The sequence below is a fragment of the Lacibacter sp. genome (assembly GCF_057361365.1).
This window is the reverse complement of the sequence record NZ_JBMQSG010000015.1, coordinates 100,882-114,143: the sequence shown is the minus strand read 5'-3', so window position 1 is coordinate 114,143 and position 13,262 is coordinate 100,882. Positions and strand designations below refer to the sequence as shown.

The window sequence follows — 13,262 nt, the reverse complement described above, 5'->3', positions numbered from 1 at the left end:
TCATATAAAGATTTAGTAAACCCTAATTTGAAGTAAACACTTTCACGAAATCCACATACATACTACCGGTTACAATTTGTGAAGTATTAAGATTTGAAAAGAAGTTGCCCCCAACAGCAAGGTTAAGTACAACACGTTCAGTTTTGCCAAAAAGGTCAGGAATATAACCGCCTGTTTTTGTTTCAATCACGTTACCGTCAAGCAATGAGGTTAAACTGTTTTGCGACCAGATCATTTCATACACGTGATAACAGGTTGTAAGATTTACATTTGATGTAATAAATCCCACCTGGTTCTTTACAAGATTACGGCCGGCTGTTCTACCATAAAAGTAATTGGTTTGGTACTGGAACGGCTCTTGCCCTCTTGCTTCAATGATGTCTATTTCACCTTGTGTTGGCCAAGGATCTCCATAACTCCAAAACGCAGGCCACATGCCATAGCCGGGAGCCAATTTCACACGAGCTACCATGCGTACTTTGGGTGTTGTTGCCGAAGCAGAAACAGTTGTCTTGCATTCAATGCGCCCGGAAGTATAGGCAAATGTTTTAGGTGTTGCATCAAAGGGATTTGTATTTCCGGTAACCGTTTCTTTTTTGGCGGTAATAACAAGGTTGCCATTTTGTAGTTGCATATTAGCTGCCTGGTAGTGTTGCAATTCATTATTGAAAGCACCTCCCGTCCAAACGTTCCATTGACTGAGATCGGTATCGAAATTATCTTCAAATTGTTTTGTGTATCCTGCTGCAATTACTGCAGCTTCATTGAAGGAATAATCGCATACAGCGGTTGCGTTCACATAGGTGTTGCGTGCCACAACAGCGGAAGAAGTTTCACTCCCGGTTGATGCATTTGATCTGTTGATTTGTTTTTGGCAGGCAGTAAACAATGCAACTGGAAATAATAAAGCAACCAATGAATGACCTGGGGTTATTCTTTTTTTCATATTCAGCAATTTTGGATGATGAAATTGTAGATACTGAATATACAATAAAAACCAGGTGAAAGGAAGTAAACCGGCAATCAGTTGTGTTACGGCAATTTTACATTCTTAAATGAACCACTGACAGTAAGATCGCATTGATTAATGGGATCTATAGGCTGTCCAACAGATTGTATCGTGGGATCATTTATGAGATTTTTTGCTTTTATTTCGTATTGTCCACTGATGAGTTTTCGTTTTGGATCATAAGCGGTAATGGTTAGGTTTCCTTCAAACACAATTCCTAACCTTGAATCGGTAATGCTCGACCATACGTCGCCGGTTGATTGCTGCGACAAATAAACATACCTCGCATGCATTGCTAAGGAAGTTTGATTGAACGAATATGTTTTCACCAGGCCTGTTGTAAGATTAGAAGCGTTGATTGTAAGTAACAATGCATCACCGGTACTGTTATTAACTGTTGGAGTGGCATCAAAAAAGAAAAACAATTGATCGTTTTCAACTCCAGCTCTCAACTTTAATTTTTCGGAATTAATATAAAGCGACTGCTTTATAAGATTGCCTTGATTTGGCAGAACTATAACACGTGATAAACTTGATTCTGTAAGAGGATCAGGGATCTCTTCAACAGGTTTGCGACAGGAAACAGCAGCGATTAACCAGATCAAAACAAAAAAAAGAGTAATGCGGTTCATGATGATAAGTTTTACAACAAATAAGCCTTTACAACTGCGGCTTATAAGTGGCGAAACTACAAGACCTTATTTTTCTACAACCCACATGAATATGTGAATTTGAAAAGAATCCCCGAACCGATGAATGAAAAAAAGAGCATCAGAGTAATGCTTTAACGATTGTTTCCCATTCTTGTTCTAAGGAAACTGATGGTCGTGTTTTACCGGCCCGACGATACCAGTAATCCGCATTGGCCATATCGCCTTCTTTGCGATGGAGATAGGCATGCACCCAACAAGCTGTTTCATCGTGCAGGTGATCAACGAGCGAGTGTGCTTCATGCCAATCATCTTTTGCATCGTACCACATCGATTGCAGGTAAATGCTACAATCTGTAGGCGGTGCCGATGCTGAAATGCTCTTACTAAAATGATCAAATTGCATGTGTGTGTTTATCTGAATTTGAAATTAATTCGTTATGGTTGAATTCAATTCTTTCCATGTTAAATCAGTTGAAGAAGAGAAAACAAGATCGACAGTAGCGTTGGTCAATTGCCAGCTTCCTTCTTTTATTTCTTCTTCCAGTTCATTTGCATCCCAGCCGCAATAACCAATAAAAAGCCTTACGTCGTTTGGGCTTAAATGAAATGTATTTAATAGTTGAACCGCTTTTTTAAAATCTCCGCCCATATGTACATTACCCACAACTTGTTGGGCATTTGCAATAAGATCGGGCCGGCGATGCATAAAATAAAGCATATCGGTTTGTACTGGTCCGCCGGTATAAAGATTAATTGGAATGGAATGTTTAAATTCTTCCAGTTCATTGAAGTTTCTTGAAAAGGACTTGTTGAAAACATAACCCATCGAGCCATTTTCATTATGCTCGGCAATGACGATCGCCACTTTTTCAAAATCAGTTTCGTCGAGTAAAGAGGTGCTGATGATGATATTGCCGGGTTGTAAGTTCATGCTCCGATTTAAACAACAATGATTTGAAATTAATTTTTGTACAATATCTCTGCAATACCTTGGGCAATAATACCTGCATTGGTATGATCTGAATTTGTGAGAATAATGAAAGCCGTTTTATCTGCCGGGAACCGATAATAAATACTACGAAAACCGGGCAATGAACCTCCGTGGTTCACCAATGAGCGATCTTTAAATTTCCTCACGCCCCATCCGTAACCGTAGTATTCAACGTTAACGCTGTTTACATCTGTTCTTACCGTATCCGTCCACATTTGTTGCCAGCTTTGTTTTGACAACAATTGGTTGTTCTGCATCATCAATTCCCATTTCAACATATCATTGATGCTTGATAAAAAAGCACCACTTGGCCGCAAGGCAAGATAGTCCGTTGCATTAAACAACGAATCTTTCGCCGCCAATACATAACCATCAGCTCTTTCCGGCACAAGAGTTCGTGTTGAAGTGGGCTGAGTTACCCGCAGGTCATTGGGAAAAAAAACCTCCTCCTGCATAAATTGCGTGAACGACTTACCACTCACCTGCCTGATGATATCGGCCAACATAAAATACCCAAGGTTGCAATACTGCCACTTCGTTCCTGTTGCAAAAACCAGGGGAACTTTGTAAGCGGCTTTGATCAACACGGTATCGTGTTGAATTAACATAGGTAGAAAAGCTGGTGATTCTCTTACCAAACCAGAGGTATGATTCAACAAATGCCGAATAGTAATACTGCTCCACGAAGAAGGTGCATCTTTAAAATATTTTGTAACAGTATCGGTGAGTTTAATTTTTCCCGATTGGATCAACTTCAGGGTGCCTGCTGCCACAAATTGTTTGCTCAGCGATCCGATTTTATAGACCGTTGTTTGCGAAGCCGGAACCTGATGCTCAACATTCGCCAGGCCGTATCCTTTTGCAAGCACAACTTTACCATTCACAATGATTCCGATGCTTAGGCCGGTGATCTTCTGGTCGCTTACTTGTTTGGCAACGAATCGGTCAATTTCATCAACCTGCTGAGCATGTATTGCAATGGAAACAAAAAGAAGAACAAAAGAAAAAAATGATTTCATTGATCAAACATATTTTGTAAATCAATATCGGTCGTTGACACCAAAAAATGAAGATACAGTAATCCAGCAGGAAGTTCAAAACCCTACATTTCATGGCTTCCAGTTCATCGGGAAACAAAAACACCTCAACCCCATTTAATCAAGATTACTTTTTAAACACCCCCACTTAACATAACAAATAAAAAACTTAAGAACCCTTTAAGGGTAAAACACTAAATGTAAAAAAGAACAATTTAGTGCGTGCAAAATTTATTTAATCTTGTTGCGTAAAACCCAAATTAAAATCCAAAATCCAACCACTATGAAAAAGTTCTACTTTTCCATTTGCTTTCTTTTTAGTTACATCTATTTAAATGCACAAGCCTCCAGTATTCCCTATACAGGTTTACTCATTGCAAGTGGCACGGCCGGCCCGGCAGGCGATGATGTAACAATCGATGCAAACATCCCTTTTAACTTTGGTTTTTATGGATCAACGTATACAGTTGCCCGTATAAGCACAAACGGTTTTATATGGTTAACCGATGCCGGCGATCAAGGCTGCTGTAACGGCTTTTCGATTCCTGATGATCCAGGAATCACCAACCCATTTATTGCGCTAACGCAAACTGACTGGTATCCATCTTCTCCGGCTGAAGGGACCATTTTTTACGCAGTTACAGGTTCAGCTCCCAATCGAGTCTTTGTTGTTCACTACGAAAACGTGCAACATATTTCATCTGGCGATAGAATGACGGGCGAAATTCAATTATTTGAAACCAGTAACGAGATCAGGTTAGTGATGAGCAGCTTAACCGGAATTCCGGGAGGCTACACCGCCACTATGGGTGTTGCCAATGGTGATGGCGTTAATGGCTATGCTGTTGCCGGAAGAAACCAGGCAACAAGCTATATCATCAGCAATGAAGCATGGTCTTTGGTTACGCCAAGTTCAACTCTGCCTATAAAACTCACGAGCTATGAAGCAAAAAAAGTATCCACTTCTGCCGTGCTGGAATGGAGCACCAACTTTGAAGAAAACAATAGTCATTTCATTATTGAGCGAAGTGCAAATGGCCGGGACTTTAAACAAATTGCAAAGATCAGTTCAAAGGGTAACACTACTGTCGGGCATCAATATAGTTATACCGACGCAAGCCCGCTAAACGCAAAGAACTATTATCGTTTAGTACAATTCGATCTCGATAATAAATCTGTTTATTACGGTATTAAACTCATCAGTTTTAATTTAGCATCCGATATTAGAATAATGCCCAACCCTGTTTCTGAAAATTTCAGCATTTCGATTCAAAGTTTGCAAACAGGAAATGCACAGATAACAGTGCTTGATATGCACGGCAGAAAGGTAACCTCCTTCACAAGGAATATCAGAACGGGTGACAATGTAATACCTGTAGTTTCAGGAAAATGGCCTGCAGGTTTGTACAGTATTAAGATCGACCAGGATGGTATAATCAGCACGCATAAGCTAATTAAAAAGACGAACTAAATACACATAAAAAATTAAAGCCGTATGAAAAACATACGGCTTTACTTTTTATAAAAAAAGATCATGGTGTAGGATATTTTCTGTCAAGCTGAATTCTGAACGCCTCGATAAATGCTTCAAACTCTTCTTTTGTCTTCCCATCAGTTATCTGACCCTCTTCCTTTAGTTTTCCTTTTATGCCGGGAATCAACAAGGTAGTTTTATCTGTAAATTCAGCCATCACCGTTTTCATGATCAATTGTAATTCTTCATGCCCCTTTCGGCCGCTGGCGGACGCAGTAATTAAACCGATGGGCTTGTATGAAAAAACAGTTGTTGATACACACCATTCAATGGCGTTTTTTAATCCGCTGGGGATGCTGAAAACATACTCCGGCGTGCATATCACCACTGCATCAGCCTGTTCGATTTCATCTCTTAATTCTAGTATGGAGGCTGGGGTATTCTCAATTGATAATTCAGGATCAAAATGCGGAAGCGATTTCAGCCTGTCATAAACAATCACCTTGAAATATTCTTTTGTTGATTCAGCAAAGATGTTGATCAGTTTTTGATTGGCCGATCGCTCGCTGGCACTGCCGTTAATGACAAGTACGTTGTATGGTTTGTTATTCATATTCTTTAATAAATGTTAGATAGTTTTATCGAAATAAATTCGTTGTTGTTTTTTCTATTGGTTTCTTCTAAAATGAATTTATACTCCTTCGGTGGAAGGAGAAACTATTTGAAAATACAATCATAAAATGAAGGTGAATTTCAGCTGCAGTTGAAACATTTCTACAAACTTTAGAAACAATTGAGCCACCCATACATAAAGAATACAAATATTTTGTGAGCGATTGCTCCCCCGGCCTCGAGCGCTAAATTTCAAAAGCTATCACTTTAACATGAAACAACTTTTGCTGATCGTTCTCCTGCTTTCTTCTTTTTTATGTAATGCACAAATGGTTGTAAATACAAAGCAGTTCAACAAAAAAAACGGGGCAACAGTTTCTACCGGCAAAAATGATTTGCTTTCAGTAAAATGGCCTACAGGAAATAAGGAATATGGACTTGTGGAAATAAGTTTAAATAAAAGCAGTGCATTGTTTAAAAGCATTCAATTAATAAAAGGTACAACAGCACATGAACTTGCAAAAGAAGTTGATCCACTCTTCTGGCTCACTATCGGCAAACGTGATCTCGTATCGCAAAACGGCTGGAATATCTTCTTCGATAAAGTGCATTTAAAACCACATCAATCGTATAAAGTCAACCTCAACAAAAACAATGCAACAGTGATCAGTGATGGTTCACGCACTATTATCCGTATCGGCGATTTAACCGCCCAGCATTTTTCAGGGGCACTTGAAATTACTTTATACAATGGAAGCCCGTTGTTTAATATTGCAGCAATGTTATCTACTCCCAACGATTCTACAGCCATCGTGTACGATGCGGGATTAGTGAGCAAAGAACAAAACTGGAAAACTATTTCTTATGCCGATGTATACGACCAACTCCAAACAGTAACTGCGCAAACAAATGACACTGCAAAAGCACAAGCTGTAAAATACCGCACCATCATTGGCAACAGTAACAATGGAACCATTGCTGTATTTCCTGCTCCACATCAATATTTTTATCCGTTAGATGAAGCATTCAATTTAAAGTTTACCTGGTATGGCAACAACTACAAAAAATCATTTGATGGATATGGTATTGGTATAAGGCAGGAACTGCAGGGCGATAAACGTTTTGTTCCCTGGTTTAATGCACCACCGAATACGGCACAACGTTTAAATTTCTTTTGCCAGCTATCGGCTAATGATGCAAGTGATGTATTAACACAGGTAAAGAAATGGACGCATAACGATCGCTATGTTCCATTGCCCGGTTATAAAACCATGTCGAGTCATTTTCATAACGAGTTTGTGGTAAACGTCATGATCGCTAACAAACCCATGCCTGATACAGCAAGCTTCGTAAAAGTATTTAAGTCAGCAGGGATTGACATGGTTCATTTAGCAGAATTCCATTACACGGCGCATCCGAAAGGACCTGATGAATTGAGATTACTTGAACTAAAGTATTTGTTTGATATGTGTAAGAAATATTCGGATAAAGAATTTCTGTTGATGCCCGGTGAAGAACCGAACGAATTCTTTGGCGGACACTGGTTGCAGATTTTTCCAAAACCTGTTTACTGGATCATGTCGAGGAAAAAAGATGCGCCGATAGTTTCGCAACATCCAGTCTACGGTACTGTGTATAACATTGGCAACGCAAATGACATGTTGCAATTGCTTGAAAAGGAAAAAGGACTTGCATGGACAGCACATGCACGCACAAAAGGTTCAACGGGTTATCCCGACAAATACAAAACAGAGCCGTTCTTTACATCCGACCGTTTTCTAGGAGCCGCATGGAAAGCCATGCCTGCTGATCTTTCGCAACAAAAGTTGGGCAATGGCCGTGTCCTCGATTTAATGGACGACATGAACAATTGGGGACATAAGAAAAAAGTAATTGGCGAAGCCGATCTGTTTACCATTGAACCCGAAAATGAAATGTATGCACACCTCAATGTAAACTACCTGCAATTAGATAAAATTCCTTCTTTCAATGAAGGATGGCAACCGGTTCTTGATGCAATGCAGTCAGGGAAGTTTTTTACAACAACAGGAGAAATACTTATTCCTTCTTTCACTGTAAATAATCAACCCATCGGTAAACCGGTAACGTTAAGCAATGCTGCAAGAACAACTGTCTCTTTTAAAGTAAACTGGACCTTCCCCTTACTATTTGCTGAACTCGTTTATGGCGATGGGAAAACAACTTATCGGCATAAGATTGATCTGCACAATAGTCTTGCTTTTGGGGTGCAAACCTTTGCACAAACTATTGATCTTACTAACAAAAAGTGGATAAGGGTTGAAGTATGGGATGCCGCTGCCAACGGAGCGTTTACCCAAACCATTTTTCTGCAGTAACATCAATATCTCAATAAGCAATCGTAAAGCGCATCTAATTTCCACAAACGATTAGTAGTTTAAAAATACTCCCGAACATTCAGCAAAAGCTTTTGTTAAGTACTGCTGCATCTGAATCAACCAACCTGATCAGCCGCAGCAGTTTATCTCAGAGAATGCGTTCCTTTTCGCATCGTTGGCTCAAACTTTGCGGCTAAAAAAAAGGTAAAAACGTACAATTCATTAACTTGTACTGCAACTGACGCCTACTGCACGCATGTTGGACGAAAAAAATACACAAAACAATCTGCCATCAACTAATGTTGAGTCAAATTCAAACCCTGAGCAACAAGTGAGGGAAGACGTGGGTGGCTTAATAGTGAGTGAGCAGGAATTGAAGGAAAGCGAACAAAGTTTAAAAGTCAGTCAGCAAGAGTTACAGAAGAGCCAGGCGAATTTTAACGAAAGCCGTTTTAATCTTAACGTTGCTCCACACGATCTAACAAAAAGTGATGAATTTCTTAACTCAGTACTCAATAATTCCCTCGACAGCATTCAAATATTTGAAGCCGTTAGAAATGAAAAAGGAAAGGTTGTAGACTTTACCTGGTTGGTTACTAACAGCAAGGCAGTAGTTCAAACAGGCGATGTTATTGGTAAACGCCTTCTTGAACAAGAACCGGGTATGATTACTTCCGAAATTTTTGGTCACATGCTCAGGGTTACTCAAACGGGTATTCCCTGGGAACAGGAACAACTGTATTCGCACAAAAAATTAAAAGACCAGTGGTATTACCAGGCCATTGTTAAATACAAGGATGGTATACTAATGACAACAAGAAATATCACTGCCCAAAAAAGAGCCGACCTCCAGATTTTAAAAAACAGGGAATTGCTGCAAACCATAATGGATGCGTCCAATATGAATTTTGCGATTTACAAAGCAGTACGTAATGATGAAGGTGTTATCGTTGATTTTACGCATGAATACATCCATCCAAAAACACTGGAGGTATTAGGAGAGGATTTCACAGGAAAATTATTATCTGATCATGGCGAAAATGGTATTTCACAATTACCGCAGTTTATTGAAGCTGTAGAAACGGGCAAAACGGTGAAGTATGTTAAATCAGCCAATTTTGATGGTGTACCACGTTGGATATCGTTTGCTAATTCGCCATTAAGCACCGATCGCATTGTACACAGGTGGGAAGATATTACCGAACAAAAAAATGCTGAACTGGAGATACTCCGGTTAAAAGATGAGCTGGCCCACAAAGCCACCAATAAATATCTTTCACTTTTCAATTCTATTGACGAGGGTTTTTGCATTATAGAAGTTTTATTCGATGATAAAGACCAACCTTACGATTATCGCTTTCTTGAAGTAAACAATTCTTTTGAAGGACAAACAGGTTTAATAAATGCAGTGGGTAAAACCATGAAGGAATTGGCTCCCGGCCACGAACAACACTGGTTTGATATTTACGGACGAATTGCAAAAACAGGCGAACCTGAGCGTTTTGAAAACGAAGCAAAATCAATTGGTCATTATTACGAAGTATATGCTTTTTCTATTGGCAAACCGGCCGAGCACCAGGTAGCTGTTCTTTTTAAAGACATCAGAGAACGTAAACTGGAATTAAAACGCCAAACATTTTTATTGGATTTGAGTGATGAAATACGTTCACTAAGCGACCCCGGTGAGATAGAAGCTGCAGTGACGCTGAAAACAATGGTTTTTTTTAATGCCGACCGTTGTTACTGTTGCGATATTTCAGGCGATGAGGCCATTATTAAAAAAGATGCATTCAGGGGAGAACAATCTTCTGTTTCGGGCAAGTATTCCTTAAGCGATTTCTCTATTTTTAAGTCTGTCATCGATTCCGGCAAACCGGTAACTATCCACGATGTAAATAATTCAGCCATTGTAGACGAAGAGTTGAAAAAAATCTGCCGGCAATTACAGGTTATTTCCGTCCTCACGGTGCCGGTGATCAAGCATGGAAAAGCAGTGGGCATTTTTTGCCTTTCTCAGCGGGAGCCCAGAAACTGGACGGATGGCGAAATTGCATTGGCTGCGCAAATTGCCGAGCGAAAATGGACGGCGATTCAGAGTGCGAAAGCCGGGCAGGCATTATACGTGTCAGAAGAACGTAACCGCATTATTCTGGAATCGGCGGGTATGGCTTCATGGGATTGGGATTTGATAAACGACAGTGTTACCTGGAATCAACAACACTACCTTTTGCTTGGGTTAGAACCTGATGGAGAAGAAAAAAATGTATTCAATTTCATGCAGTTTGTTCATCCCGATGACAGGGACAATGTGCAGCGTCTTTTTTTGAACGCCCTTGAGAACAATACCGTTTACCAGGCAGAATATCGTATTATAAAAGCAAACGACAATTCCATTCGGTGGATGCGTGGCATGGGAACGGTGATGGAATGGAAAGCAAATAAAGCAAGCCGGATGGTGGGTGTAATGTTTGACATTACTGACACTAAAAATCTTCAACAGAGAAAAGATGATTTCCTCGGTATTGCCAGTCACGAGTTAAAAACCCCGGTGACAAGTATAAAAATTTATGCTGAGATCATTGAAGAGATGCTTGGTCAGCACCCGGATGTTGTGAATACAAAGCTGCTGGTAAAATTAAATCAGCAGATCGACAGGCTCACCAACCTTATCAATAACCTGCTTGATACCACACGTGCGCAGGAAGGCCGCATTGAGTACAATAAAACGCATTTTGATATCAATCAATTACTGAAGGACCGTGTTGAAGAAATGCAGCTGGTGGCAGGCTCTCACCAGATAGATTTACAGCTTAGTGAAACAACCCAGGTATATGCGGATCGAGATCGTATAGGCCAGGTGATCACTAATTTCTTATCTAACGCCATCAAGTATTCCTCCAACGGCACCGCAATTAATATTAAAAGCAGCCTGCTTGAAAAGGAAGTGAAGATAAGCATAGCCGATAAAGGAATTGGCATTGCACCTGAACTTTTCAATAAGATATTCGAACGTTTTTACAGGGTTGATAATGCTACTATGAACAACTATCCCGGAATGGGTTTAGGTTTATACATCACTTCGGAAATTATAAAAAACCACGAGGGTAGTATTCATGTTGAAAGTAAAAAAGGCGAAGGCTCCGTTTTCCACTTTACTCTTCCTTTGTAACAGGCTGTTTTTCCAGCCCCAGCAGTTTATTCATTTTACCTAACAGGTCAGTTAGCGCAAAAGGTTTTTCAAGTATTTCATCAGCAAGATGATCCCCGTGCCCCAGCAATTTGCTTGCACTTGCCGACATAATGATGATAGGAATTTTCCTCGTGTCTTCCTGCGATTTAAGTTGCTTGCAAACATCTCTGCCATCCTCGGCACCCAGCATAATATCCATAATAATCAAATCGGGTTTCTGCTCACCGATCAGCCGTAAAAAAGTATTGAGATTGCTGGCGGTTTTTATACCAAATCCTTTTAGCTTAAAAAGCATTTCGAACATTTCCAGCAATTCAATGGAATCGTCCAAAACAAGAATAGTGGCCATTTTACTAGTGTGAAGGGTAAACTGTTAAAAAAATCGTACTTAAAATTAGAAATCTGAAATGAGATTTTACAAATGCTGTGCCGATTTTTTTTTAGCATTTTTTGAAAATGCTTTTTGCAAATGCCTCTCCTTGCACCTACCCCTCCCCGTTACCGTACAGGGCTTTCATTTTTACCAATTTATATATAAATGTTTCCACTGAATTTTCGCTACAGAATTTTTATTATTCCGGTTTTTACCACGCTATAATTATGGCTGACGCATTATTTTTTCCAGCGTTTTTCCCTTGGCCAACTCGTCAATTATCTTATCTAAATAACGGGCTTTTTGAGTAAGTGGATTTTCAATTTCTTCCACACGGTAACCGCAAATAACACCGGTAACTAATTTTGCATTGGGGTTCAATTTAGCGTTCTTAAAAAATGTTTCGAACGTAACTTTTTTATCCATTTGCTCATGGAGTTTTTTTTCATCGAAGCCGGTGAGCCACTCAATTACTTTATGCAGTTCTTCTTTTGTACGTCCCTTTCTTTCCACTTTGTTTACATAGTGGGGATATACCGAAGCAAAGGTCATTTTTGCAATGCGTTCATCGTGTTCTTTTGTTGTTTGCATTTTCTTGTTGATTAGGTTAAAAACGTTAAACAGTTAAATTACGAATAACGCAAAAAAGATAGAGCAATTTAATGTCCGGGTTATTGAACAGCATGTAATGCCGGCAATATTACAAGTCAGTTATGTTGCTAAGTATTTGTGAAGCCTGGTTAGTATGTCTATAAATATGAAAACGTAAAAATTCCAGGCGTTGATGGAAATCTAAAGATCCTGAAATGGGATGCGGATGTGCCTGCAGGCGTAATTCATCTTCTGCTATATCATTACCAAATTCATTGAGTACATCCTGCAGGCTTTTCAGAGATGTTTTCCAAAAGATCAAGGGGCCACCAATACGAGGTGCAGCAACTGCAGGCACTTTCTCTTTTGGCTGCCATGTCAATTCGATGACTTGTTCAATCGGCATATTCTTGTGAATGGATTCGTAATTTCTTTCCACCTGGTTATTTCTGATAGCGTGCAGGGTCTTCCACATGCCAGCGATTGCACCATGCTCGGCCCAAAAAAGATGTTCTGTAATTTCTATTATGTTCCAGACTTCCGGGCCTGGTTTCCACTCAGCCTTTATGTCTGAAATGTTGGATACGTTATCCAAAAAAAATGTTCGGGCAGTTGCTACTTCCTGAATTAGCTTATGAACTGTGTTCATTTATTGTAGAGTTGAATATGTAAAACCATAGATATTCTTTTGTGGTGCAGTAAAATTTATGCAATCGTTCGAGTTTTCTCGGTTGGGAAATTAACCAAGTGTCGGCCTGTAACTGAAGCTAAATTTATAAACAAAACCCGAAGTAAACCAGCAAAATGGAACACTTGCGCAAGTGGAGGGCGAACCTTTCTTAAATTTCGATTTACCGATATAGGCATATCTTTATCCACTTACGCCCTGGCTGTACAGTTGCCGTTTCTGAAAACACAACATGTAAGAACAGGAAGAAATACGCTGCAGCCACCAGTAAGTAATTCACTAATCTT

At 39.7% G+C, this 13,262-nt stretch carries 12 protein-coding genes; 3 read left to right on the top strand and 9 right to left on the bottom strand.

The genetic code is table 11. From position 1 onward, the window contains the following. Nucleotides 1–22: 22 nt before the first annotated feature. From ACO1QW_RS14270 to ACO1QW_RS14250, 5 genes are all read right to left on the bottom strand, one after another. A complete protein-coding gene (locus ACO1QW_RS14270) occupies nt 23–946 on the bottom strand; it encodes a glycoside hydrolase family 16 protein (protein WP_486259622.1) in 924 nt (307 codons plus the stop codon). An 86-nt stretch (nt 947–1,032) separates the two neighbouring features. Continuing rightward, nucleotides 1,033–1,641 (bottom strand): hypothetical protein, encoded by a 609-nt coding sequence (locus tag ACO1QW_RS14265; RefSeq protein ID WP_486259620.1) that lies wholly within the window; start codon nt 1,639–1,641, stop codon nt 1,033–1,035. Nucleotides 1,642–1,780: 139 nt separating this feature from the next. Continuing rightward, nucleotides 1,781–2,065, bottom strand: a complete 285-nt coding sequence (locus tag ACO1QW_RS14260) for a hypothetical protein (RefSeq protein ID WP_486259618.1) — start codon at nt 2,063–2,065, stop codon at nt 1,781–1,783. Between the two features lie 24 nt (nt 2,066–2,089). Next, nucleotides 2,090–2,593, bottom strand: a complete 504-nt coding sequence (locus tag ACO1QW_RS14255; protein ID WP_486259616.1) for a YqgE/AlgH family protein — start codon at nt 2,591–2,593, stop codon at nt 2,090–2,092. A 29-nt stretch (nt 2,594–2,622) separates the two neighbouring features. Next, nucleotides 2,623–3,672, bottom strand: coding sequence for a serine hydrolase domain-containing protein (locus tag ACO1QW_RS14250; RefSeq protein ID WP_486259614.1), 1,050 nt, complete (start codon nt 3,670–3,672; stop codon nt 2,623–2,625). Between the two features lie 301 nt (nt 3,673–3,973). Between ACO1QW_RS14250 and ACO1QW_RS14245 the strand changes: the two genes are divergently transcribed. Further along, nucleotides 3,974–5,161, top strand: a complete 1,188-nt coding sequence (locus tag ACO1QW_RS14245) for a T9SS type A sorting domain-containing protein (protein ID WP_486259612.1) — start codon at nt 3,974–3,976, stop codon at nt 5,159–5,161. A gap of 61 nt (nt 5,162–5,222) precedes the next feature. Here the strand turns inward: ACO1QW_RS14245 and ACO1QW_RS14240 are convergent, their stop codons facing one another. Beyond that, nucleotides 5,223–5,777 carry an NADPH-dependent FMN reductase gene (locus ACO1QW_RS14240; protein ID WP_486259610.1) on the bottom strand — a complete coding sequence of 185 codons (555 nt, stop codon included), beginning with the start codon at nt 5,775–5,777 and terminating at the stop codon, nt 5,223–5,225. Nucleotides 5,778–6,048: 271 nt separating this feature from the next. Here ACO1QW_RS14240 and ACO1QW_RS14235 point away from each other — a divergent pair, with 271 nt between their 5' ends. Both ACO1QW_RS14235 and ACO1QW_RS14230 read left to right on the top strand, forming a co-directional pair. Next, complete coding sequence (locus tag ACO1QW_RS14235; protein ID WP_486259608.1) at nt 6,049–8,133, top strand: CehA/McbA family metallohydrolase domain-containing protein; 2,085 nt, start codon at nt 6,049–6,051, stop codon at nt 8,131–8,133. A 256-nt stretch (nt 8,134–8,389) separates the two neighbouring features. Beyond that, nucleotides 8,390–11,302, top strand: a complete 2,913-nt coding sequence (locus ACO1QW_RS14230; RefSeq protein ID WP_486259606.1) for an ATP-binding protein — start codon at nt 8,390–8,392, stop codon at nt 11,300–11,302. Here the strand turns inward: ACO1QW_RS14230 and ACO1QW_RS14225 are convergent. The 3 genes from ACO1QW_RS14225 to ACO1QW_RS14215 form a co-directional block, all read right to left on the bottom strand. Beyond that, on the bottom strand, nt 11,286–11,672 hold the full coding sequence (locus ACO1QW_RS14225; RefSeq protein WP_486259604.1) for a response regulator transcription factor: 387 nt from the start codon (nt 11,670–11,672) through the stop codon (nt 11,286–11,288). The genes ACO1QW_RS14230 and ACO1QW_RS14225 overlap by 17 nt on opposite strands. Before the next feature lie 249 nt (nt 11,673–11,921). Further along, nucleotides 11,922–12,287 (bottom strand): DUF2200 domain-containing protein, encoded by a 366-nt coding sequence (locus ACO1QW_RS14220; protein WP_486259603.1) that lies wholly within the window; start codon nt 12,285–12,287, stop codon nt 11,922–11,924. 109 nt (nt 12,288–12,396) lie between these two features. Further along, the gene (locus ACO1QW_RS14215; protein WP_486259601.1) at nt 12,397–12,936 is read right to left on the bottom strand and encodes a DinB family protein; all 540 of its coding nucleotides are present in this window, start codon (nt 12,934–12,936) and stop codon (nt 12,397–12,399) included. Nucleotides 12,937–13,262: the final 326 nt, after the last annotated feature.